We start from the raw sequence: 22,779 nt of genomic DNA on the forward strand, positions 1-22,779 counted from the left end.
GAATATCATGTGCTATTCGAGCTCTACAACCTGTGGACACGTTCGGCACATGTCGCATTCGCCGTGGCGTGTGCTATTTGCGGGCTTGAAACATGGGCCCTTCATCACCGTACCAACCCCCCGGCGCCCGCTCGAGCGACGTTCCGCCGACGGCGCAAGGCCCTCGAAGGCCTTGGTATTTGATGACGGCGCTCGTCCTCGCGTGGATCTTCGGCGCGATGGGTTTCGTACAGGGCTGTACCACCATCGTGGTGTTGCGCGGCGAGGGACCGACTCCCGAAGAACACACGGAGATGATCCAGAGCAACGAACAGCGCGCCCAGGCCTCGCGAGCGGCGGAGAATTACTACAGCACGATGAACAATGCGCGGAGCCGCTATTTTCCTCTGGCGGTGGCCGGCATGCTGCTCGGCGTGGTGATGGTGGGGTGTGCCGCACGGTGCATGTCGGGTCGCGAAGGTGCGCGCGCACCCTTGATTCAACTCGTGACCGCACAAGCCGCGTTGGTGCTGCTGGCTCATTTTCTTGCGGCGGACGTGCGGCAGGCGAGTCTGAATTTCGAAAATGCCATGACCGTCGCACGCATGCGCGATTCGACGCAGGATCAGCAGACTCTGGAGTCCATCGTGGCGAGGCTTCCGAGACTCCTTCACATGCGGGATACGGGGTGGCTGATCGTGCGCTCGATGCTGAGTGGTTTCATCGTCATCGCGCTGACCCGCTCACGGTCGCGTGAGTTTTTCGAGGCCGCGAACGGTCGCTTTTCGGAGAGATGAGCAAGATCCGTCAACTCTCCGCCGATCTCGCGAACCAAATCGCCGCGGGCGAGGTGGTGGAGCGCCCTGCGAGCGTCGTGAAGGAGCTCGTCGAAAATGCGCTCGATGCCGGCGCCACGAAGGTGCGCGTCGAGATCGAACAGGGCGGCCTCCAGCGCATTCGCGTGAGCGACGACGGCAGCGGCATGGACGCCGAAGATGCATCGCTGTGCCTCTTGCGGCATGCGACGAGCAAGATCGATCGGGTGGAGGATCTGTCGAACCTTCGCACCTTCGGCTTTCGCGGGGAGGCCCTCCCCAGCATGGCGTCGGTATCGAAACTGGTGCTGATCACGCGCGATCGCGACCAATCCGAGGGCACCGAGGTGCAGATCGACGGAGGCGGAACGCCGCGGGTGAAGCCCGCGGGGTGCGCGGTGGGGACGAGCATCGACGTGCGCGATCTGTTTTTCAACGTGCCGGCGCGAAAGAAATTCCTGAAGTCGACCGCGACGGAGAGCGCGCACGTGGGGGACGTGGTGACGACGGCGTCACTCGCGCGTCCCGATGTGTCGTTCACGCTGACACGCGATGGGCGGGTGGCGCGGGAGATGCTCCGCGTGGCAACGCGGGCGGAGCGCGTGGCGCAGGTCATGGGCTTCGGCGACGATCGGGTTGCCCACGGCAAGGGCGAGCGCGGTCCGCTGCAGATCGAGGCGTACCTGCTGGCGCCCGAGAAGGCGCGCGCAGGTGCGACAGGGCTTCACCTCTTCGTGAATGGACGGCCGGTGCGCGATCGGATGCTCGCGCGGGCGGTGGCGCAGTCCTATGGCTCGGTGCTGGAGGCGGGGCGTTTTCCGGTGGGCGTCGTCTATTTGGAGCTTCCGCCCGAGATGGTGGACGTGAATGTGCATCCGCAAAAAGCGGAGGTACGCTTCTCGGATGCGCGGGCGCTCTGCGATGCCTTGACCCGCGAGCTCTATGGGGTGACGTCGCAGGCGTTCGCCATTCCCGCGCTGGGTCCGCCGACGCGACCTTGGTTGCCGCCGCCGGCACGGACCCAGGTGCTGCCGCTCAGCGAGCCGCTGTTGCAGCCGCCGCGACCTCTTCCCGCTTGGGAGGATTCGAGCCCGAGCTCGAGTCCGTACGCCTACACGGGCACGGGCACGGGCACGGGCACGGAAGAGAATCATGATTCGCTCTTTGCCAATCGGCCGCCACTGCGGTTTTTGGCCCAAGTTCGAAAGACCTTTCTGCTCTGCGAAGGCATCGATGGGCTCTACGTCGTCGATCAGCACGCGGCGGCGGAGCGGGTAACCTTTGATCGGCTGCGCAAAGCCTTTGCCGCGCGAGATGTCGCGATGCAGCGACTCCTGGTTCCCGAGGTCGTCGAGCTCTCCCCGGTGGAGGTCGCAGCCCTCGAAGAGCGACCCGAGGACGTTGCGGCCGTTGGCCTCGAGGTCCGCGCCGTCGGCACCCATGCCGTTGCGGTACATGCTGTACCGAAATTGCTCGTACGCGCCAATCCGGAGCGCCTCGTCCGCGACCTCGTCGCCGAATTGACCCGCCAAGCCAACCGGCCCTTCGGCGGCGCCGCCGACCTCGTCCTCGCCACCATGGCCTGCCACGCCTCGGTCCGCGCTGGTGACTCGCTCTCTCCCGAGGAGGCCACCGCACTCCTCGCCTCGCTCGAAGGGATCGACTTCTCCGGGCACTGCCCGCACGGCCGGCCCATCGTCATGCACTTGACCTTCGCCGAATTGGAGCGGCGGGTTGGACGCTGAGCAGAACCTCCAGCGCTGGCTCGACCTCGCCCTCGCGACCGCTCAACCGGATCCCGAGTCGCTCCCCGTCATCGTCGGCCCCACCGCCAGCGGCAAGACCACCCTCGCCATCCGCTTGGCCGAGGCCCTCGACGGCGAGATCGTCAGCGCCGACAGCGTGCAGATCTACCGTGAGTTCGACATCGGCTCGGGCAAACCCACGGCCGAGGAACGCGCGCAGGCCCGCCACCACCTCGTCGATGTGCAGGATCCCCTCGATCCCATCGACGCCGCGCGTTTCGTGGACATGGCCGATCGCGCCATCGCCGACATCCGCGCCCGCGGCAAACGCCCCATCGTCTGCGGCGGCACCTTTCTCTGGGTGCGCGCCCTGTTGCATGGCCTCGCGCCCAGCCCCGCTCGTAACGAAGAGCTCCGCGAACGCCACCGCACGCTCGTGGAAGAGCAAGGCCGTACCGCCCTCCATGACCGCCTCAAAGAGGTCGACCCGGCCAGTGCCGCGCGCCTCCACCCGAACGATGTCGTGCGGGTCAGCCGCGCGCTCGAAGTCTTCGAGCTCACAGGCCAGCGCCTGAGCGGCCACCAAGAGTCCCATGGCTTTCTACCGCAGCGATACCGCGCACACCTCTTTGCCATCGCCTATCCACCCGACGCGCTGACCGATCGCATCACGGCCCGCGTCGAGATGTGGCTCGCGGGCGGTTGGCTCGAGGAAGTCGCCGAGCTCCTTCGGCGCGGTTACGGAGACACACGCGCCATGGGCAGCGTAGGCTACCGACAGGTCGCCATGCGCCTGACGGGGCAGCTTGCCGAAGAAGAGCTAAAAATCGCGATTGTTCGTGCAACCCGTGTTTTCGCGAGGCGTCAGCGTACGTGGTTGAACCACGCACCCGTCGTCCGTCTGGGGACGTGACTAAGGGAGCGAGCTGTGCGATAAGTTAAGGCCTCGTGTTGTAAATTTGTCATGGGGAGGCACCCTCTATGTCTCAATTTGTAGTCACCCAGCGCTTCATGTCGCTCGCGACCAACTACGACGTGACCGCACCGGGATCCGAAGACGTGCTTCTGACCATCAAGGGAACGCTCATGAGCCCCACTCCCTTGTTCTCGTTGGTCGAGGGTACGAATGGCAAAGAGCTGGCCACGCTCCGCGGAAATTTCGCCAAGACGCAGTTTCACGTTCTCGGCGCCGACGGCAAAGAGCTCGCAACGGTGGACTTCCCCGCCATCGCATTGAAAAAGAAGTTGGCCCTCAAGATCGGCGACCGCGAGTACACCGCCGACGGTGGCGTGTTTAGCGGTGTCTTTCAGTGCAAGGATGCCGGCGGCAACATCGCCATCGAGATCTCCAAAGTGCGCAGCGTCCGTGACAAATTCAGCGTCGTAACGAAGGACGATATCGGGCAAGAGGTCGGGCTCCTCGCCGCCGTGGCCATTCACTCCCGCTTTTTCGAGATGGTCTAACCGCTCGAGCTGGTCGATTCAAAGCGACATCGTGGCGTCCAGCCAGGCGCCGAACGTCTCCGGCTCCACTTGCGGCGGAGGGCTCGTCGCCTTCCAAATCTGGCGCGGAGCATCCAGATCCGATTCGTCGGCTGCGGCTTGCTGCCGCGCTTGCGGCTCGGTGGGTAGAAGCGGATCGCGCCTCGGAGACTCGATCGGCCCGACGGGGTGCAGCGTCTCCGCGGCCGGGTCTTCGAAGCTGTACTCCGCCGCGATCTGCTTGCCCGATGCCGGAGGCGGCGTCATCGGCGGCTCTTCGTAGCCCGGCACGCCCTCCTCTTCTTCGAGGATCGGACGGCGTGACGACGAGGGTGTCTCTTCGACTTCGACGGTCACCCCAACCGAGATGCGCTCGTCGGGCCCAACTACGTCCGCCTCATTGGCAAGCACCTCATCCGCCTCGGACAAGACCACCCCGCTGCCGCCGGCCAAACGCGCCCCCGAGGGAACTTCGTTCAGCTCGACCGTCGGGACTTCGACGGGCGCCATTTCCACAACCGGAACATCGGCCGCCGAAGCCTCCACCACGGGCACGTCCAACGAGGGCACGTCCAACGCGGACACCTCGACCGAGGTCCGCACCGAATCGTCGTCGGCGTCGACGTGGATCTCCACCACGTCTTCGCTCACCTCGTACTCGTCCAGCATGTTCGCCGGGAACGACTCCGGCTCGTCTTGAACCTCGTCCTGGATGTCGGCGTAGTCGTCCGAGAGGCGCTCTCGGGTGAGGTCCGAAATGCGCCCGTCCTCCACGATCTCATCCGAGAATCGCGGAGGCCCGTCTTCGTCGCCTCTCACGTCTTCTGGCAACGGCTCGTCGACCGCCGGGGCACCATCGGCGGCGACCGCGCCTGCGGTGAAGGCCACCTCGGCCGCAAACGTCTCCGGATCCTCGAAGGTCGTGCTGATGCGAATTTCCGTATCCTCGGGAGCCCACTGCGCGACGCTGCCGGCGGCCACACCGTTCATGCCGCGCGGCTGAGCGCTTCTCTCTCGGATCTTCTCGAGGAGGGCCTCGAGACGCCCGATGCGATCCCCCTTGGTGGTCATACGCCGACCCGCGCCTGGAGACGCGAAAGCGCATCCGCCCACGAGGTGCCCTCGGCCATGAAGGTTCGCACGCGATCAATCGCGTCGCGATTGGCCACCAGGATGCGCTGCACCGGACCAGCCGCGAGAACCATGCACGAGACCTCCGTCTGGGATGCCGTGGAAAGAGCGCCCTCGAGCAGCGACGCAATGAAACCGCCGCCGATGCGCGGCGCGTGTTCGACGACGAGCACCATGGCCTTGCCCCAGCGCTCGATGCCGAACACACCGAGGCCGGCCACGCTGAATTCGAGCGCGACGGCGTTGATGATCGCGTCCAGCGATGCGCCGCGCACACCGGCGATGCCACCGAATCGGGCGGCGAGCCTCTCCCCCATCGATTGACCGATGCCTCGGGCCACCGACACCACGGCCTCCGGCTCGGCCGCCGACACGAGGTCGTAGAGGGCCTCGACAGGTACGAGCACCGCTCGTTCCGCCCCCATCGCGCTCACGCTGCCTCGCGCCAAATCGAAGTCCACCACGTGGGAAAGGTCAGACGACATGGCCACCTCGATCTATAGCGCGCGTTTCATGCGCTTGGAACGCCTTGTTCAAGAGCTTTTCGCCGGGATATTCGTTACAGATGCGAAATATCGTGGCCCTGGCGACCACGCTGCTCGCCTGGCAAAATCCCGAACGGCCTGCCGTAGACGCCGCATGGCTGAAGGCTTGCTCGTTCCGGCACCCGCTTTGTGTGCACGCAAAACCGGCCACGCCGGCAAACACCGTGTTGACCGTGCTGGACGAGACGGAGCGCGCGTGGGATGGCGCCACGGGGCCACTCGCACTGCCTCCGCCCGACCCATCGCCGACCACGGGGGTGTACGACGTGTACCTCGTCGACGGAGCGTCCCATGACGCCTCGACCGTGTTGGACGAGCGCGATCCCATCGCGCGCTTCGATCGCGCCAGCGCATTCACCACGTTGGATGCGCACCTTACCGGGTGCGGGCGCACCCACGCCATTGCGCGGGGTCTTTTGCGCGCCATCACCTTTCGCGTGAGCCCCAATTTGGACACCGGAAGCGCCGAGGCGCAGACCGAGTCGCTGGCCCATGCGCTCAGCCCGTGCATCGTTCCGGAAACGACCGCGCGTGCGACGTTTCAAGCGCACCCCGAGCGCGCCCTTCCGGATACCTGGCCCGAGTTCGCCCCCACCGCGGGCATGACATACGCGCGCGGCGCCTCCCTCTTTTACGACTGGATGGACGACAGCTTCGGCCAACAACCGGGCAGCATCGTCCGCGCGATCTGGGCGTTGACCCCGGGGAAGACCGACACCTTCGAGATCCTTCGCAGCAGCTTCAAGAACGCGCTCAGCTCCGGCTCCACGTTGGACGATCTGCTGCTCGGCTTCGGCGTCGCGCGCGTTCTACCCAGTGCAGGCGTCGCACCGCGCACGGATTGGCAGATCGATTGGCCTGCCAAGCCACGACGCCTGGCCCCGCGCGATCCCACGGCCCCCACCGGCAGTGCCTACGTGGTCGTGCGCCACGCCGGTGCACCGCCAGGGGCGCGGCTGCGCGTGGAGGCCATCTGGGAGGAGCACGCGAAAATGCGCTGGAACGTCGTCAAACTCGATGCGAGCGGCCGAGAGATCGCGCGCATTCCGGTGGCCTCCGCCGAGCGGGCCACCGCGACACAGGGATCCATCGTCGATCTCGATGCGACGGACACGCTGGTGGTGGTGGGCACCAACGCCGGTGATTTCACCCCGCCGTTCGATCCGGACGATGCCGTCTGGGAGCCCCACGGTTGGCGCCTGACGCTCGCCGCAGAGTGATCCCCAGCGCCGCGAGCGCGCCTCCTGCCCACACGAGCCAGCTCGGCGCGGGCGAAGGCATGCCCGCCATGGCCACGGTGCATCCGCCCTTCGCCGACGAAGGATAGTGGGCCACCCAGAGATCCGCCGAAATGGGAACGACCTTGGGCGTGACGATGTCGGCGCCGTCGAAGGTTGCGCCGAGAAGCAGCCGCGCCCCTCCGCGCCCCGCGGGCACGTTCACCGTGTACGAGTAGAGGCCCGGCCCGCGGCGGATCACGGTGGGCAGCGTTTCCAGCCGCGTCCCGTTGATCTCCACGCGCGGCTGCAGCCGTGCGCCCTCGAATTGGTCCGCGCGGTGCTGCCCGTCGGCACTGCGCAGCTCCAGAATCGCCGTGAGCGGCGTCGAGCCATCCGCGGCGGCGTAATCCGCACTCAGCGCGATCCAGCTCGTCTCGAGCTTCGGCAGCACCAGCGACGGGTTCCTCGTTTGCTCGAGCGCATCGAGCGCGCCCACCACATCGAGCTCGCCCGGGCCGCCTTGATCCTCGAAGCGCGTGTTCGGCGTGGGCCGGAAGCGATGCGCACCGGCCTGGATCAACGCCGTGATCTTGTCCTGGGTCAGCGTCGGATCGCGCTGGAGGAGCAGCGCAATCGCGCCCGTGACCATGGGCGCCGACATCGAGGTGCCCATCGCCACCGCATGCGTCTCGTCGACCTGGAAGCATCGCGGATCGCGATCATCCTGCCCCGCGTGCACGGGAGGGCACGACGTGGTGAACATGCTGCGATCGCTGCCGGGCGTGGCGCCGCTGCTCATGGCGGCGATGATGCCCGCGCCGGGTGCGGAAATCTCCGGCTTGGCCACGCCGTTCACGTTGGGGCCCGCGCTGGAGAACCAGCATGCGTCGCCTTCGACGGGCGGCACGAGGTCTTTCGACGAGTCCACCATGCCGCCGGCCGCATCGAGCACGGGCACGCGCACACCGACCTTGCCGCCGGCGATGCTGACCCAATTCGGCCGATTGACGGTGCACCCGACGGAGAGAATCCCCGGGTGCGTCCCGGGCAAGTTGATGGTCCCTTCGCGCACGCCCGAGGCGAACATCGCCTCGTTGACGGTCTGCACGTCGCCCGTGCGCCCGAGGAACAGATCCGCCGTGCCCTCGCCGGTGAAGGTCACGTAGTACGTGCCCTTGGGCCATTTTCCGGTCCAGAGCACGACGGCGCCGCGCGACCCCGCCGGGACCGGGCTGTCCTTCGCCGTGCTGCCGTAGATGACCCCGGCCTCGTAGTCGTCGTTGTCGCCTTTTTTTCCCTTGGTTTCGCCTTCGCCGATGGGCGAGATCCACGTGCTGCTGGGGGAGTCGAGGCCAATCTTCAGACTGGCGCTGCCCCGCAACGAGACCCACACTTGCACGCCGCCGTCGCTGGCGCCTTCCGTGGAGATGGGCACGCGCACCGTCGCACCGCTGGCCACGTGAACGCTTTGATGGATCGCATCGCCGCCGATCGACCCGCTGTTGCCCGCCGCCGCCACCAGCGCACGCCCCGGGTGCGTGGGCCCCACGAAACTGGCCAGCGCTTGCTCCCAAAGCGTCGTACCGTCGTGAGGGCCGAAATCGCCGCCCAGCGAGAGGTTCACCGCCACCGGCTGCTTCTCGGCGTCGGCGCGATCGAAGACGAACGACACGCCGCGCACCAGGTCGTCGTTGCTGATGCCCGTGGCCGCTCCACCAAGCCCCGCCACGACGAGGCGGGCCTTCGGGGCGATCCCGCGGTAGGGCCCCTTCTTACCGAGATCGTCCCCATCGCCCGCCGCGATGGATGACACGTGCGTGCCGTGGCCGACGGCGTCATTCGGCAGCGTCTTCTTGTCGGCAATGAGCTTGTCGATGTCCGCCGCGGAGTACACCGCACCGGCGACGACCTTGCCGTCGGCGCTCTTGACGCCGAACTTCTCCTCGAGCTCCGGATGCAACCCGGCGGGTGCCACGGACATGTCGAGCAACCACGCGATGCGCGAATGCCCCGTCTCGTCGAGGAACTCGGGATGGCTCACGTCGATGCCGGTATCGGCCACGCCCACCAAGGTGCCCGCGCCATCGGCACCCAAGGTGTCGTACGCGCGATCGGCCTGAATGGTCCCGCGCGCGACCGACATCAATGGGTGCAGCGGCGTGTTCACCTCCAGGTGCACGCCGGGGTGCGCCTGCGAGAACGCAATGAGCCGCTCCGGCGTGCCCGACACGCGTCCGATGCCGGGCGCAAAGGCCTCGATCCCCAGCGATTCCGCCGTCTGGTTGCGCGGAATCGCCACCAGCGCTCCAAGCTGCGCGCCCCCGGGCACCGACGCGCGCGCAGGAGCCAAGGTGCGCACCGCGCGCGGGCCGAGCACCCGCAGAATCCCCGCCGCCTCCGGATGCCCCGGATCCGCGACTGCCGTCATCGGCAACAACGTGGCGACTGCGAAAGCGACAAGGAAGGAGCGCATATTTTCTCTAGACCGGCGGGACCAAGTGTTTCTTCGTCAAACGAACCTCGCGTTTGCTCCCCGCGCGTTCGAAGCGCGACAGAATCTCGTCGCGCAAAAGCTCGCCCGGCACCACCGCGTCCACCACCAACTCGGACGCGAGCTTCATCAAATCGATGTCCGCGCGATACTCTTCTTGCAGCTTGGCGACGTACGCTTTGCGTTCGTCACCCTCCGGCACTTCCTGAATCTTGTTGTAATAGACCGCGTTCACCGCCGCCTGCGGCCCCATGACGGCAATCGATGCACTCGCGAGGGCGATGCACGCGTCGGGCTCGAACGCCGGCCCGCACATCGCGTAGAGCCCCGCGCCGTACGCCTTGCGAACGACCACGCTCAACTTGGGCACCGTGGCCTCGCTCACAGCGGCAATCATCTTCGCGCCCGCGCGGATGATGCCCTGCTTCTCCACCTTGGTGCCGATCATGAAGCCGGGCACGTCGGCCAAGTAGAGAATCGGAATGTTGAACGCATCGCAAAGCCAGATGAACCGCGCCGCCTTGTCGGCCGAGTCCACGAAAAGCACGCCGCCGAGCCACTTGGGCTGATTCGCAACGATGCCCACGGTCTTGCCGCCGATGCGGGCGAGGCCCGTGATGAGCTCACGCGCGAAGAGCTTCTTGATCTCGCAGAACGAGCCCTCGTCGATGATCTCGTGGATGACGTGCATCATGTCGAACGGCTTGTTCTCGTCCACCGGCACGATCTCGCTCAGTTTCTTGCCGCTCGCCTTGGGCGCCTTCGATTCGCGCACCGGCGGCTTCTCCGAGCTCGTCGAGGGCAGGTAACCGAAGTAGTTGCGCGCCCAATCGATGGCCTCTTCCTCGGTCTTCACCAGCACGTCGCCGCAGCCGGAGACCGAACAGTGCATCTTGGCGCCGCCCATCTCCTCCAAGGTGACCTTCTCGCCAATGACCATTTCGGCCATGCGCGGGGAGCCGAGGTACATGCTCGCGTTGCCGTCGACCATCACCACCACGTCGCAGAAGGCAGGGATGTAGGCGCCACCGGCGGCGCTGGGGCCGAAGAGCAAGCAGATCTGCGGAACGTGCCCACTCATCTGTACTTCGTTGTAGAAGATGCGCCCCGCACCCCGACGGCCCGGGAACATTTCGATCTGGTCGGTGATGCGCGCCCCCGCGGAGTCGACCAAGTAGAAGAGCGGAAGCTCGAGCTTCATGGCCGTTTCCTGGATGCGCAGGATTTTTTCCACGGTGCGCCGGCCCCAGGAGCCCGCTTTGACGGTGGAGTCATTGGCCATGATGGCAACGGTGCGGCCACCGATCTTCGCAGTTCCGGTCACCACGCCATCCGCGGGCAAATCCGCCTCCACGTTGTTGGCCAGTGCGGCGTCCTCCACGAACGAGCCGGCATCGATGAGGCGCGCGATGCGATCGCGCGCGAACAGCTTGCCCGTCTCGGCGTTCTTGCGGTGGTACTTCTCGGCTCCTCCCTTTTCGACTCGGGACAGCGTTTCCTTAAGCTTCTTCTCGCGCGGCATGCGGCCGAGAGTAGTGGGCCGCCAAGCTAAGTTGAAGTGGGGAAAAAGTTATCGACGCATGACGGAGTAAAGGCTCTGCGGTCATACTATTCTTTGTCCGGTGCAGGCTCCGTTGCCCCCTCGTGTCGTGATTGAGCGCCCCGCCCCCTGTGTCGAACGGGAGGCGGCCGAAGGTCTTTTTGTCGACGCACTGAAGCAATCCAGCGCCCCCGATGCGGGCTGGACGATGCGCGTCGACGTTCGCCGCGACAAAACGACGCTTCCAGGATCGGGTTCGTCGAAGGCAATCCTCCGTGCCCGCGGTGAGCTGTCCGACCCGAGCGGCACCGTCGTGGCGAGCCGCGATTTTTCTGTGCGTGGTGAATCGTGTGCGCCGCTCGCACGGGCCATTGGCGTGTGGGCTTCGCTCGTACTCGATCAACGCGACAGCGAAGTGCGCCCCGCCCCGCCGAAGGAAGAGGCTGCGAAGCCCACGGTGGCGGAGAAGCGGGTGACGAGTTCGCCTCCGCCGCCCGATCCGGTCACCGGTCCCGTTTGGCCTACGCCGCAGCGCGCCGAAGGGCCTTACCCCGAGCAGGCGCTGTTTCTGCGACACCCGTCGGGCTCCCGCACCCTGGAACTGGGCGCGTCCACGTTCCTCATGAACGCGGGCGACAGCGGAGCGATCGCCGGCGGGTCGTTCTTCATGGTGGTGGAGTTGCCCGCGGGCGTGTTTCTCCGCCCTCGCCTCTCGTACGGCCGTAACTTTCGCCCGCTGCAAAGTGTGGGCGAAGAAAGCCGCGGCCTTGGCACCGCCCGCCTCGACCTGTGCGGGCGCATGCCCGGTTTCTACTTGGACCGCAAAGGTCTCGCCTTGGACATCTGCGGCGGCGGCGAGGGCGGATTTCTAAATGTCAGTGGGAGCGAGACGCGTGAAGCGCACACCTTGGCCTACGGTGCATTCGGTCCCGGGATCAGTTTGCGGGGCGAATTTGCCAATGATTTCGTCGCCGAGGTGCGCGCCGAAGGATTGATGCGCATTGCTGAGGGGCTACCCGTCGGCGGTCGCGCGGAGATGGCGATCGTCTGGAGGGCGCGATGACGAAAGATGGTAAAGAGGCAGGGCGATGTCAGGTTCTTTCGAGTCACAGAAGGAGGCCGATGTGAGTGGACGACTCGTTGCTCTCTCTAGCCCGCTCGCACAGGCAGAGGTGGCTGAGACCGATGATCTGCCGCCGGAGTCCAAGGTGGAAAGGCCTCGGCAATCGGGCATCGACCTGAGCTTCCGCGCGCTGTACGAGAAAGAGGTCGACTTCATCTGGCGCAACCTGCGTCGCCTCGGCGTTCCTGAAGCCGATCTCGAAGACAAGACCCAGGAGGTCTTCGTCGTCGCGCATCGCCGCTTCGCCGAGTTCGTCGATCGCGGATTCGGCGCGCGCGCATGGCTCTTTCAAATTGCATTGCGCGTAGCCGCAGACACGCGCCGTCATCGCCGTCGTCACCCCGAGGACGCGGATGGCGGAGCGGCCATGGCGCGCCAATCGATCGAAGCGGATCAAACGGGATCGATCTCGCGAAGGGAGCGTCTCGCCCGCCTCGATCGCGCACTCGCGAGCATCCAACTCGACAAGCGCGCGGTCTTGGTCCTCTACGAGATCGAGGAGCAAACGGCTCCCGAGATTGCACGCGCGCTGGGTATCTCCGTGAACACCGTCTATTCCCGGCTTCGCGTCGCACGCGCCGAGCTCGAGCTCGCGCTGAAACGCGACCTTTCCCCGCTGCGAGGTGGAGCATGAGTCGCGATTTATCTCATGAAACACGCGAGCTGCTCGTGCTCGCACGCGGCGACGCTCCCACGCCGAAAGCGCGCGACAACATGTGGGAAGGCCTGGAAAAGGCGATTCTTCCCGCCGCCGCCGTGGGCATCGGCACCGCCGCCGCCGCGGCGAAACCTGCAGCGGTCATTGCCACGAACCCCACCGCGTGGGTCCCGCAGGCTGCGGCCGCGGCCGTGAAGCCGGGCATCGGCGCGGCGATCGCATCTGCGAAGCTTGCGATCGGCGGCGCACTCCTCGGAACGGCCGTCGTGCTTTCCGTCGCGGCAGGTGTTCTGCGCCATCACATGACGCCGCCCGCGTTGCTCGAGGAGACCGATCCGCGTCCGGTCATCACCTACGACGAGGGCACGGTTTCATTCAGCGCACCGTCGTTCCCTGCCCGGTTCACCGGCACTGCGGCGCCTTCGCCTTCGACGGTGGAACTCACCGCCAAGGACGAATTGCCGGCATATCGTCCCGTGGCCCGCGCGTCGCTCACGAGCCAAGCCTCGTCCGACGACACGCTGCTGCGCGAAGCCTCGTTGGTCAGCGAAGCACGCAGCGCCTTGCTGCGCGGCGATCCGCAGACCGCGCTCGTCTCCGTCCAAGCGGCACGCCGCGAAGGGCGCAACCTCGAGCCCGAGGAGCTCTCCATCGAGGCCCGCGCATTGCGCGCCCTCGGCCGCGATCCCGAGGCTACGCAACTCGACACCACCCTGCGCAGCCGCTACCCCAACCACGCCCTGGCACGCTCGAATTAGCGAGGCGCTGAAACGGCTAGAAGAAATTCACAGGGAGGCGGGGAGTTTTTGTTGTTGGTGCAACGGTGTTCCCGCATCGGAGCCCCGTTGGACCAACCCAAAAAACTCCCCGCCTCCCGGCCTCCCTGTTCAATCTTCTGGGGGGTTATTTGCCGCGGAATTGGGGTTTTCGCTTGTTGGCAAAGGCCTCGAGGGCCTCGCGGCGGTCTTCGCTGACGAGCACCGAGTCGTAGCTCACCTTTTCGAGCTCGAGGCCTAGCTCCAACGTCGTGTCGAGGGCGCGGTCGATGGCCTGAAGAGCCGCCGCCTGCGCGAGCGGTGCGCCGTCGGAGATGGGCTCGATCCACGCGAGCACGTCGTCGATGAGGTTCGTGTCCTTCGGCACCACGCGGTTCACGAGGCCCCACTCCAGGGCCTCCTGGGCGGTCAGGCGCCGGCAGAGCAGAATCATCTCCTTGGCGCGCGCCTCGCCGATGAGGCGCGGCAGACGCTGCGTACCGCCCGCGCCGGGGATGATGCCCAGCGACGTCTCGGGCAACGACAGCGTCGCGTGCGACGAGGCCACGCGGAGATCGCACAGCAGCGCCAACTCCAGCCCTCCGCCGAGCGCCACGCCATTGATGGCGGCAATCACGGGCTTGGGCGATCGATCGAGCGGCCCCAGCTCCGAGCGATAGAGCTCGACCTGCTTGCGCACGTCGTTCTCGTCCATCTTGTGGCGCTCTTTGAGATCCGCCCCGGCGCAAAAGGCCTTGTCGCCCGCGCCGGTGATGACGATCGCGTGCACGGAATCGTCCACCGCCGCCTCGCGCGCAAGCCGCCCGAAGGCGAAGAGCGTATCGCGCGAGAGGCTATTCATGCGGTCCTGGCGGTCGATGGTGAAAATGGCGACCTTGCCGCGCCGCTCGACCCGAATGGGCTCGCTCATCGCGTCCTCCGAGCCGGCCGCGCCGCTTTCCCCTTTTTTGCGTTCTTCGCGCCGGCCTTGGCGGGCGCCTTCTTCGCGCTGACGCCATTCTTGTGGGCCTTGTCCGTCCTCGCGGCGCTCCCGTTCGAACCGTTGGTGCCCTTCGGCAAAGGCCCGCGCGTGCTCGACGCCTCGCCCAGCCTGGCCTCCAACAGCGCCAGCCGCGCCTTCAGCTCGGAGTGCTCGTTCTGCACTTTTTCGAGCTCCTCGCGCACCTGATCCAGCGCGCGCTTCGAGTCGCCCCCGAGATCGCGCAGCACCTCGCGAATGCGCCGGCGCACGCGCGGATCGAGATCCACCTCGAGGCGCGCCCGCAAAGCACCGCGTGCCTTCGTGTCGCCCAGGTCGGCGAGCGCCCGCGCCACGTCGACGCGAAGATGCGGATCGCCGTCCTCGAGCAGCTCCTCGAGTGCCTCGCGCGCCTTGCGATCGCCCGAGACCTTGGGCAGCGCAAGAATCGCCGCCCGGCGCGCCCGTGTCGCATGGCCGTAACGCGTGCGCGACATCAAGTGCGGCAACGCGCGATCGTCGCGCAAGGTCGCCAGCCCGTCGATGGCGCCCACGCGAATCACGTCCGCCCACGAGGGACGATCCAGCACGTCGAGCAAGGTCTCGTACACCGAGGGCTGCTTCGTGTGCCCCAGAGCACGCGCCGCCTCGGCCTCCACCAGGTAGCTCGCGTCGTGGAGCGCCTTGGGCCGCAGAATCGTCGCGGCCTTCGGCGTCTTGAAGCGCCCCAACGCCCGCACCACCGCGCGCCGCACCTTGTGGTGCGCCGTGTTCACGTGCTGCGAGAGCACGTCGAAGCCCTCGGTCGCACGGATGTCGCCCAGCGATTCCGCCGCCGCCGCACGCACCGCCCAGAACTCCGATTCGTCCTCCAGCCGCGCGGCCAGCGCCGTGATGGTCACGGGGTCGTCGTTCTTCGAGAGCGCATGCGCCGCAAGCCATCGCCCGCGCGCCGACTCGGCCTTCGTGAGCTGCTCGCGGAGCATGTCCTGCGGCACCTTCAAGCTCACCGAGCCCAGGACGCGCATCTCCGGATCGACCACGACGAAGCTCGGTCGCTCCTCCACCGGCAAGGTGAAGGTCTCCGTGCGCTGCGACACGCGCAGGCGCTCGCGCCGCGTCTTGCCTTCGCCGTCCACCAACGCGAGCTCCAGCGGGAACTCGAACACATTCGGCACGTCGTCGGTGGCGGCCTGCGTCTGCTTCACCGTGACCGAGAGCACCTTCTTGTCCCAGGAAATCTGCACCTCGAGCTCCGGGTGCCCCGGCCGATACACCCACTGATCGAAGAGCTGCCCGAGGCTGCGGCCGCTCACCTCTTCCAGCGCGCGCATCAAGTCGCGCGTCTCCACGACGCCGCGCCCGTGCCGGCGCAGGTAGTTGCCCACGCCGCGCCAGAAAAGCGCGTCGCCAATCTCGCGGCGCAGCAGGTGCAGCACCAGGCCGCCTTTCTCGTAGAGGTGCCGATCGAACAGATCGAGCGGTGCGTCGTACGTCTGGCACACGATGGGGCGGCGGTAGCGACCCGTGGCCTCGCCCAGGTATGCATCGAGATCGCCTTTGATGGCCACCTCGTATTCGTCACGGCCGAGGTGCTTCTCCCGCCAGACATGCTCCATGAAGGTCGCAAAGCCTTCGTTGAGCCATCCCTCGGACCAGTCGCGGCACGTCACGTAGTCGCCGAACCATTGATGCGCCAGTTCGTGCGCGATCAAATCGTCCGACGTGATGTCCAGCCGCGCCCGCTCATCCAAGAGGATGTGCTCGTACATGGTCGTGGCGGTGGTGTTCTCCATCCCGCCGAAAATGAAGTCGCTCACCACGACCTGCGCGTACTTGTTCCACGGGTACGGCACGCCGGTGAGCTCGCCGAAGTAGTTCACCATGTCGGGCGTGCGCGCGAACGTCGCCTCGCCGTCGGCCTCACGACCCTTCGGAACCAAGTACGTGAGCGGCACGTTGCCGGCGCTGTCTTTCAGCTCCGCGAACTCGCCCGCCACCAAGGTGAGAAGATAGCTCGGGTGCGGGGCGTTCATCTTCCAATGAAAACGCCAAGGCCCTTCCGCGGGCGTCTCCTTCGAGAGCAGCTCGCCATTCGAGAGGACGTCGTTGCCGTTCGGCACGGTGACGATCATCTCGGTGGTCATCTTCACGTGCGGCTTGTCGTGGCAGGGCAGGAAGTGACGCGCGTCCTCCTCCTGGCACTGGCTCCACACCTGCCGCGGACGATTGGGCACGTGCTCGTCGGGCTCGAGGAAATACAGGCCACGCCGCGGCGTCGCGCTGTACGTGACCGCGAGCTCGCCCGCTTCGAGCGACGCGGGAATGGCCACGCGCAGGATCTTGCCGTCGTAGACGAAGGACGCCGGGCGCCCTTCGACGGTGACCGTTTTCAAATCGAAGCCAATGGCATCGAGGGCGATTTCCGTCGACACGGGATCGATCCGGCGAAGGCTCAATGTGGCCGTGCCGGAAACGCTCTTGCGCGGAAAATCGAGCTCGAGTTCGAGCTTCAAGTGGTCCACGGCGAAGGGCCTATCGCGTTCGAAGTGACGCGTGGTGCCGCTCAACGCGAAGGGACGCAGCGCCCCCTTCTCGCCGAACTCCGTGGATTCAGACAGGAAATTAAGATTGCGGAAACCACACCCGCAACCAGCGTGAACGCGGTGCTCGAGGGACATCGGTTCAGGGAGCGTTCCATAGACCCGGCCCCTCGGGGAAGCCCGTTTGTGCTATGAGCCCCCGTCCCATGCGGGTTGTTGTTCGATCTGCTCTCTCCGTCGCGGTGGCGGCCCTGCTCACGGGTTTCGTGCCGGTTTTTTCGACATCGGCCCACGCCGACGTGAAGCACGTGGTTGCACGGGGGCACACGTTGGAGGCCATCGCACGCCGCTACCACGTGACGCAAAAAGCGATTTTGGAGGCGAATCACCTTCAGGACGGCCGTCATTTGCGGGTCGGAGAGACGCTGGTGATTCCCGGTGTGAGCGCACCGCAAAGCTCAACCAAAGATGGCAAGGACGGCAAGGACGGCAAAGACGCGAAGAGCAAAGGCGGAAAACCGCAGAAGCCGCCGACCTACGCCATGGCGGCACGCACGCCCGGTGTCATCCACGCGGCACGGCTCGCCACAAGCGAGGACTTTACCATCCGCGTGGCCGACCGGCGCGGTCGTGCCTCACCCACCGCTCTCAAATCGTTCGAGCGGTTGCTCCGCAGTGCGGGGGGTCAGACCCATGCGATTGACCCGCGCCTGGTCGCGCTCGTCGGCGTCGTGTCGAACCACTTCGGAAGCCGGAAAATCGAGGTCATCAGCGGCTTCCGGCCGTATTCACCGACCCAGCACACGCCCCACTCGAACCACAACGCGGGCAAGGCCATCGACTTCCGCGTGTTGGGCGTGCCCAACGAGGTCCTTCGTGACTTCTGCAAAACGTTGAAGAACGTCGGCGTCGGCTACTACCCGAACAGCACCTTCGTTCACCTCGACGTGCGATCGTCGCCGGCCTTCTGGATCGATTACTCCAAGCCGGGGGAACCCCCGCGCTACAATGCGCCTGGCGTCGATGCCGACGAGGGGACGAGCGACGTGGGCGAGGAAATCAAAGGCGCGATCGGAAACGATCCGTCGAGCCCCAGCCCGAACGGCGACAACTCGCTGTAAGAGGACATCTGCAGGCTGGTCATACGACCGACCGACCGGCGACAACTCTGCCGACCGTGAATCGGGTCATTTTTGACCCCCGTCATCTCCAAGAAATCCACCGTGGGTCAAGCGCACATGGGTATCCTGTGACCTCATCGTGCGGTCGATGGGTGGAAAAACATCGAAAAATTTCGGGTCAGCGGTGCTGGCATGGACCACGCAACAAAGCGCGGTCCCAACCATGGAACCGCTCGCGATCGCCAACACGGAACTTCCCCCGGCCGATGCCGAGGCAACGGACGTGGATGGTGTATGTGCAGGGGAGGACCTGGACGACAGCATTCCTCCGCCGCCGGCAAGCACGGACCGCGTTCGCCGAAAGCGCACGCGCCGAAAGCGCCGGCTGCGCAGCAAGAGCGCCCGCGAGCGGGCCGATCGCGCGGCCAAGGAGATCCGGCAGTACTTGCCCATCGTGCACCAGATGGTGACGCGGCTCCTCGTGAAGGTGCCGTCCAACGTGTTGCGCGAGGATCTCATTGCGGCGGGCACCTTCGGGCTTCTCGCCTCGATCCGCCGGGATGGGGCCGTGCGCAGTCCCACGTTCGAGTGGTACGCGCGGGTGCGCATCCGCGGCGCAATCATGGACGAACTGCGCAACCAGGATTGGCTCTCCCGCCGCGCCCGGCGTGAGGTGCACTCCGCCGCGGGCGATGCGCTACCGTCCGAGCGGTGCTCCTTCGTCGGATTCGACGACCTCGCCGGCGGCCTTCAGTCGGTCTTCAACGCCGAGGTGAGCCCGCCCACGCCCTTCGAGATGATGGAGGCCGATCAGCAGCGCGATGCCTTGAAAGGCGCGCTGAAGACGCTCTCCGAGCGCGAGCGGCACATTCTCTTTCTGCACTACTTCCAGGGCGAGCAATTCAAGACCATCGCCGAGACCCTCGGGGTGAGCCTGCCCCGCGTCTCGCAACTGCACTGGCGCGCCGTCTCCAAGCTGCGCGACCTGCTCTCGTCGCTGGTCGCGTAGTCTAGTTCGGCGTACGCGTCGTGACGGTGGTGCGATCGGCGACGGCGGAGGCCGCGTCGAAGCGGAAGCCGCGCGGCTTGAACGGGCGGCCCATGCCGTAGAGAACCGTGGTCTCGTAGTGGGCGCGCGGCGGTGAGGAGGTGCCGGCGCGGTCCATCGTGGGGCCCTCGTGGGTGCCGCGGTCGAGGGCGACGGCCCGGGTGCATCCGGCCTTGCGCAGGGCGTTGGCAAGCGGCGCATCGCTGGCGAAGGTGCCCTTGGCGACGACGATGCGTCCCTCGGGCGTGATGCCCAAGGCCGCACGCGGGCCGTGCACGGTATGGCGGGCGGTCACGCTGGGGAGGACCGCACCGCCATCGATGAGCAGGGGAAGCTCGGCCACGTCGGAGCCGGCAAGCTCGGAGCCCATTTCCGCGGTCTTGACGATGGAGAGCTCGCCCTCGCTGCCGGAGGCGAGGAGCACGGCGGAATCTTCCCCGCCGCGCATGGGCAGCACCATCTTGCCGGCGGTGACGAGCCCGCGCGGATGCTTCTCCAACGAGTTGCCCAGCGACAAGGCGAAGAGCACGCGCTCGGCGTCTTCCTCGCCCAGCTCCGTCGTGGGGGTTGCGCCCGTTTTGGAATCGGGCTCCTTCGTACCCGCACGGATGCGAAAGCGGGCACGCCGCGGCTCGATGTCGAGCAGCTCGACTTGGCCATCGTGCGCCTCCCACATGGCCGTGAGCCACGAGGGTGCCGGCTGCGTGCCCGCGTTCGCCTTCCACTCGACGCCCTCGAGCGAGGGCGGCGTGGGATCGCGCAGGAGCACGTAGAAGAAGTCCTTGGCGGCGTAATCGATGTAGCGGTCGTTGGAGATCTCCATTTCACTGGCGAGGATCTCCGAGCGAAACTTGTGCGCTTTGACGTCGTCGATGCGCGTGAACAAGAAGCCCGTGTGGTGCGGGTTCATGTCGAGGTGCATGCCGTACGCGCAACCGGCCATTTTCATGGCCTTGGCCAGCACCGTCGCGCTCACCTCCGCCCCCCACGCGTAGACGAGGTGTCCGGCCTCGGTGACGCAGATGCCCGAGCGCTCCGTCTGCGTGCCGTTGCCGGGCAAGGTGTAGCCCCAGAGGGCGCGCTTGGTCGGGTTGATCTCGCCGCGATCGAGCAGCGGATCCAGGTTCTGACGGAACGAGTCGATGTCGGTGTCGGGCACGCCGTGGATGCCGGTGACCTCGGTGGTGTTGCCCCAGGTGCCCATGCCCATGCGCCCGTCGTTGGTGACGACGACTGTGGCCGCGCCGGGCTGCGGCGGCAGCAGCACGCGCTTGTGCACCATCATGCCGTACATTCCGTGCTCGGTTTTGAAGGCGCCGTTGAAGGCGGCGACGACGCGCGGAGCAATCGCCGGATCGCGCGGAATTCGCCCGGGGCCGTGGCCACCGGTGAGCGGCTTCGGGTCCTCGGTGCCGGCCTCCATCTGCAGCTCGAGCTGCCGCATATCCATGGCCACGAGGATCACGGAGGCGTACGGGCGCTGTTCGTCGGGACGGACGAAGGTGCGGACGAAGGGCGCGGGGACCTCGGTGCCGGGGAGCTTTTTCATCCACGGCATCTTGGGAACCTGCCACGTGCCCTCGCCCGGCTCCGGCGTCTTCCAGATCGAGGGCATGTCGGCCGGCGGCCATTCGGCGTCGCCGTCGGCGGCCTTGGAGCTTTTGAGCACGCTGGCTTTGGCCGCGGGCGCGTCGGCAAGCACGCCGCTCGCATCGCCGGAGCCATGCAGCTTGAAGGCGAATTGCTTGAGCGCATCGCGCGCGCCGAAGACTTTGTCCTCGAGCCAGGCGATGGGTGCAGGCCCCACCCAGGAGATGGCGCGGACCGTGTCGACGGCCCAAAAGACGAACCGTTTCGGAAGGTGCGGCACCGCCTCCGCGTGGAGTGCGGGGTTCGGCGTTTCGATTTCGCCGCGCGCCAGATCGAAGCGCGTCTTCTCGGTGCCCTCGCCTTGCAGGCGCTCGATGCGGAGCGATTCACCGTCGATGGCCAACCCCACCGCGCGGGCCGGAGGATCGAGCGTGATGTCGACGCGGCCAACGCCGTCGCCTGCGCCGGTCTGCTGCACGTTGGTGAGAAACATCATCGCGCGATCGGACAGGCTCACCGGGGCGCGCGCGCCATCCTTCGCGAGATCGAGCACGCTCACACTTTGCTCCTGGCCGTAGGCCAGCGTCGCGAAGGCGGCACGCTCGCCGTGGATCACGAGCGCATGGTCATCGCCCAGCGGGGTCGACGTCAGCGCATAGGGCGTGCGCACCGCGATGGGGCGACCTTCCGGCGTGAGGCGAACACGCGCGCGGTACACGTCGCGCGGGGCGCCCGGTGCTTCACTGCCAAGGAACAGTGCCCAGCGCCCGAAAAGGTAGTCGGAGACGATGCCGTCCGATGGCTCCCAGCGCACATCGCGCGGGTCGACGTGGCCCGGCCCCGCTTGGTTTCCACGGATGGCCTCGCCCAGAACGGCGGCCAACGCCTTGGGATCGTGCTCGGTCGGACCGTCCCCCGAAAGTGCAACCCAAAGCGCAACGAAGCCTGCGCCAAAGGCGAGCCGATACGGAATTTTCGAGGTGAGCGCCCGCACGTTCGTAATGTTCCTGGAACGCTAGACGCGTAATGGGGTCTTCCCCCGGGGTCAAGTTTCGGAGGCGCCGCCTTCACTCTCCGATGTAACCAGCGCGGCCATGGCGGGCGGAAGCTTGGAGGTCACCTCGAAAGCAGCCACCCCCGGACCACCCCCGAACGAAATGAGTGAAGCGTGGAGGGCATGGCGGCCCAGGGAGCGAATCTCGGCACCGCCGTAGAGCACGTCGCCGGCGAGCGGGTGCTCGATGGCGGCGAAGTGCGCGCGGATCTGGTGGCGCAGGGCGCGCGAGACGGTGACCTCCACGAGCGCCCACGGCGTGCCGCGCTGGATCACGCGGTACGACGTGGAGGCCGGGCGCGGTGCGTAGCGCATGACGTCGCGCGGGTGGATGCACGGGTAGACGCGGCGCTGATCTTTCGGGTGGTTCGCGATGGGAAATTCGATGGAGCCCTCGTCGGGCAGATCGGCGCTCGCGCAGAGGAGCAGGTAGCGCTTGTCGATGCGATCTTCTTTGAGCGCACCTCGCAGGACGTCGAAAGCTTCCGGGCTGCGCGCCACCAGGACGAGGCCCGAAGTATCCGTGTCGAGGCGGTGCACGAGGCCGGGTTCGCGCGCGGAGTAACCCACGCCGGCGAGCTCCGGATAGCGGCCGACCAGCGCATTCGCCAGCGAGCCCACTTCGCCGGGGCGGAGCGGTGCGGTGGGCTGGCCCGCGGGCTTGTCCACGACGAGAACGCCCTCGCCCTCGAAGCAGACGACGAGCGGAGCATCCGGCGTGGGCTCGGCGGGGCTGTCGGCATCGGACACCTGGCTGGTGTCGATGGAAATGACGTCGCCCTTCGCAACGACGGCTCCCTTTGGCTTACGGCGGCCGTTCACCCGCACCGCACCGGCCTCGATGGCGCGTTTCAGGCGCGCACGCGAGAGGCCCGAGGCAAGCTGCGCGGCGGCGCGATCGAGTCGTTCGCCGTCGAGCTGTTCCGGCACGGTGTATTCGCTCTTTTCGTTGGAAGACAT

At 66.6% G+C, this 22,779-nt stretch carries 18 protein-coding genes; 10 read left to right on the forward strand and 8 right to left on the reverse strand.

Going from position 1 to position 22,779, the window contains the following annotated elements:
- The first annotated feature begins 92 nt into the window (after window positions 1-92).
- The 4 genes from LZC95_42540 (at window position 93) to LZC95_42555 (ending at window position 4,003) form a co-directional block, all read left to right on the forward strand.
- The gene (locus LZC95_42540; GenBank protein WXA93118.1) at window positions 93-776 is read left to right on the forward strand and encodes a hypothetical protein; all 684 of its coding nucleotides are present in this window, start codon (window positions 93-95) and stop codon (window positions 774-776) included.
- The gene (mutL, locus tag LZC95_42545; protein ID WXA93119.1) at window positions 773-2,539 is read left to right on the forward strand and encodes a DNA mismatch repair endonuclease MutL; all 1,767 of its coding nucleotides are present in this window, start codon (window positions 773-775) and stop codon (window positions 2,537-2,539) included. The genes LZC95_42540 and mutL overlap by 4 nt, the downstream gene beginning before the upstream one ends.
- Window positions 2,529-3,452 (forward strand): tRNA (adenosine(37)-N6)-dimethylallyltransferase MiaA, encoded by a 924-nt coding sequence (gene miaA, locus LZC95_42550; GenBank protein WXA93120.1) that lies wholly within the window; start codon window positions 2,529-2,531, stop codon window positions 3,450-3,452. The genes mutL and miaA overlap by 11 nt, the downstream gene beginning before the upstream one ends.
- 68 nt (window positions 3,453-3,520) lie before the next feature.
- Window positions 3,521-4,003 (forward strand): hypothetical protein, encoded by a 483-nt coding sequence (locus LZC95_42555; GenBank protein WXA93121.1) that lies wholly within the window; start codon window positions 3,521-3,523, stop codon window positions 4,001-4,003.
- Window positions 4,004-4,021: 18 nt separating this feature from the next.
- On the opposite strand, the gene LZC95_42560 is transcribed toward LZC95_42555, so the two are convergent.
- Together LZC95_42560 and LZC95_42565 are read right to left on the reverse strand one after the other, a co-directional pair.
- Complete coding sequence (locus LZC95_42560) at window positions 4,022-5,092, reverse strand: hypothetical protein (protein WXA93122.1); 1,071 nt, start codon at window positions 5,090-5,092, stop codon at window positions 4,022-4,024.
- Window positions 5,089-5,637, reverse strand: a complete 549-nt coding sequence (locus LZC95_42565; GenBank protein WXA93123.1) for a hypothetical protein — start codon at window positions 5,635-5,637, stop codon at window positions 5,089-5,091. The genes LZC95_42560 and LZC95_42565 overlap by 4 nt, the downstream gene beginning before the upstream one ends.
- A gap of 80 nt (window positions 5,638-5,717) precedes the next feature.
- Between LZC95_42565 and LZC95_42570 the strand changes: the two genes are divergently transcribed.
- Complete coding sequence (locus LZC95_42570; GenBank protein WXA93124.1) at window positions 5,718-6,917, forward strand: hypothetical protein; 1,200 nt, start codon at window positions 5,718-5,720, stop codon at window positions 6,915-6,917.
- On the opposite strand, the gene LZC95_42575 is transcribed toward LZC95_42570, so the two are convergent.
- Together LZC95_42575 and LZC95_42580 are read right to left on the reverse strand one after the other, a co-directional pair.
- Window positions 6,844-9,345 carry a S8 family serine peptidase gene (locus LZC95_42575; protein WXA93125.1) on the reverse strand — a complete coding sequence of 834 codons (2,502 nt, stop codon included), beginning with the start codon at window positions 9,343-9,345 and terminating at the stop codon, window positions 6,844-6,846. The genes LZC95_42570 and LZC95_42575 overlap by 74 nt on opposite strands.
- 52 nt (window positions 9,346-9,397) lie before the next feature.
- Window positions 9,398-10,930 carry an acyl-CoA carboxylase subunit beta gene (locus LZC95_42580; GenBank protein ID WXA93126.1) on the reverse strand — a complete coding sequence of 511 codons (1,533 nt, stop codon included), beginning with the start codon at window positions 10,928-10,930 and terminating at the stop codon, window positions 9,398-9,400.
- Window positions 10,931-11,057: 127 nt separating this feature from the next.
- On the opposite strand from LZC95_42580, the gene LZC95_42585 reads away from it, so the two are divergent.
- Genes LZC95_42585 through LZC95_42595 form a run of 3 tightly spaced genes read left to right on the forward strand, consistent with a single transcriptional unit; the run spans window position 11,058 to window position 13,487 of the window.
- The gene (locus tag LZC95_42585) at window positions 11,058-12,011 is read left to right on the forward strand and encodes a hypothetical protein (GenBank protein ID WXA93127.1); all 954 of its coding nucleotides are present in this window, start codon (window positions 11,058-11,060) and stop codon (window positions 12,009-12,011) included.
- A gap of 25 nt (window positions 12,012-12,036) precedes the next feature.
- Window positions 12,037-12,705, forward strand: coding sequence for an RNA polymerase sigma factor (locus LZC95_42590; GenBank protein ID WXA93128.1), 669 nt, complete (start codon window positions 12,037-12,039; stop codon window positions 12,703-12,705).
- Window positions 12,702-13,487, forward strand: a complete 786-nt coding sequence (locus LZC95_42595; GenBank protein WXA93129.1) for a hypothetical protein — start codon at window positions 12,702-12,704, stop codon at window positions 13,485-13,487. The genes LZC95_42590 and LZC95_42595 overlap by 4 nt, the downstream gene beginning before the upstream one ends.
- A 145-nt stretch (window positions 13,488-13,632) precedes the next feature.
- Here the strand turns inward: LZC95_42595 and LZC95_42600 are convergent, their stop codons facing one another.
- Together LZC95_42600 and LZC95_42605 are read right to left on the reverse strand one after the other, a co-directional pair.
- Entirely contained in the window at window positions 13,633-14,415 is a 783-nt protein-coding gene (locus tag LZC95_42600; GenBank protein ID WXA93130.1) for an enoyl-CoA hydratase-related protein, read from the reverse strand.
- Complete coding sequence (locus tag LZC95_42605) at window positions 14,412-17,144, reverse strand: HEAT repeat domain-containing protein (protein WXA93131.1); 2,733 nt, start codon at window positions 17,142-17,144, stop codon at window positions 14,412-14,414. Before LZC95_42605 ends, LZC95_42600 begins: the two co-directional genes overlap by 4 nt.
- A 68-nt stretch (window positions 17,145-17,212) precedes the next feature.
- Here LZC95_42605 and LZC95_42610 point away from each other — a divergent pair, with 68 nt between their 5' ends.
- Both LZC95_42610 and LZC95_42615 read left to right on the forward strand, forming a co-directional pair.
- Window positions 17,213-18,127, forward strand: a complete 915-nt coding sequence (locus LZC95_42610; GenBank protein ID WXA93132.1) for a DUF882 domain-containing protein — start codon at window positions 17,213-17,215, stop codon at window positions 18,125-18,127.
- Between the two features lie 223 nt (window positions 18,128-18,350).
- Window positions 18,351-19,136: a sigma-70 family RNA polymerase sigma factor gene (locus tag LZC95_42615; GenBank protein ID WXA93133.1), complete on the forward strand. Its 786-nt coding sequence runs from the start codon at window positions 18,351-18,353 to the stop codon at window positions 19,134-19,136.
- Window position 19,137: 1 nt separating this feature from the next.
- Here the strand turns inward: LZC95_42615 and LZC95_42620 are convergent, their stop codons facing one another.
- Both LZC95_42620 and LZC95_42625 read right to left on the reverse strand, forming a co-directional pair.
- Window positions 19,138-21,759: a phosphodiester glycosidase family protein gene (locus LZC95_42620; protein ID WXA93134.1), complete on the reverse strand. Its 2,622-nt coding sequence runs from the start codon at window positions 21,757-21,759 to the stop codon at window positions 19,138-19,140.
- Window positions 21,760-21,810: 51 nt separating this feature from the next.
- Window positions 21,811-22,779 (reverse strand): RluA family pseudouridine synthase, encoded by a 969-nt coding sequence (locus tag LZC95_42625; GenBank protein ID WXA93135.1) that lies wholly within the window; start codon window positions 22,777-22,779, stop codon window positions 21,811-21,813.

Source organism: Sorangiineae bacterium MSr12523 (assembly GCA_037157775.1).
Classification (GTDB): Bacteria; Myxococcota_A; Polyangia; order Polyangiales; family Polyangiaceae; genus Pendulispora; species Pendulispora brunnea.

Bases quoted from the DNA above. Each gene is read 5' to 3' on its own strand.
- LZC95_42540 (WXA93118.1), top strand. From the start codon at position 93: ATGGGCCCTTCATCACCGTACCAACCCCCCGGCGCCCGCTCGAGCGAC.
- mutL (WXA93119.1), top strand. From the start codon at position 773: ATGAGCAAGATCCGTCAACTCTCCGCCGATCTCGCGAACCAAATCGCC.
- LZC95_42555 (WXA93121.1), top strand. From the start codon at position 3,521: ATGTCTCAATTTGTAGTCACCCAGCGCTTCATGTCGCTCGCGACCAAC.
- LZC95_42560 (WXA93122.1), bottom strand. From the start codon at position 5,092: ATGACCACCAAGGGGGATCGCATCGGGCGTCTCGAGGCCCTCCTCGAG.
- LZC95_42565 (WXA93123.1), bottom strand. From the start codon at position 5,637: ATGTCGTCTGACCTTTCCCACGTGGTGGACTTCGATTTGGCGCGAGGC.
- LZC95_42570 (WXA93124.1), top strand. From the start codon at position 5,718: ATGCGAAATATCGTGGCCCTGGCGACCACGCTGCTCGCCTGGCAAAAT.
- LZC95_42575 (WXA93125.1), bottom strand. From the start codon at position 9,345: ATGACGGCAGTCGCGGATCCGGGGCATCCGGAGGCGGCGGGGATTCTG.
- LZC95_42580 (WXA93126.1), bottom strand. From the start codon at position 10,930: ATGCCGCGCGAGAAGAAGCTTAAGGAAACGCTGTCCCGAGTCGAAAAG.
- LZC95_42590 (WXA93128.1), top strand. From the start codon at position 12,037: ATGTCAGGTTCTTTCGAGTCACAGAAGGAGGCCGATGTGAGTGGACGA.
- LZC95_42595 (WXA93129.1), top strand. From the start codon at position 12,702: ATGAGTCGCGATTTATCTCATGAAACACGCGAGCTGCTCGTGCTCGCA.
- LZC95_42600 (WXA93130.1), bottom strand. From the start codon at position 14,415: ATGAGCGAGCCCATTCGGGTCGAGCGGCGCGGCAAGGTCGCCATTTTC.
- LZC95_42605 (WXA93131.1), bottom strand. From the start codon at position 17,144: ATGTCCCTCGAGCACCGCGTTCACGCTGGTTGCGGGTGTGGTTTCCGC.
- LZC95_42610 (WXA93132.1), top strand. From the start codon at position 17,213: ATGCGGGTTGTTGTTCGATCTGCTCTCTCCGTCGCGGTGGCGGCCCTG.
- LZC95_42615 (WXA93133.1), top strand. From the start codon at position 18,351: ATGGAACCGCTCGCGATCGCCAACACGGAACTTCCCCCGGCCGATGCC.
- LZC95_42625 (WXA93135.1), bottom strand. From the start codon at position 22,779: ATGTCTTCCAACGAAAAGAGCGAATACACCGTGCCGGAACAGCTCGAC.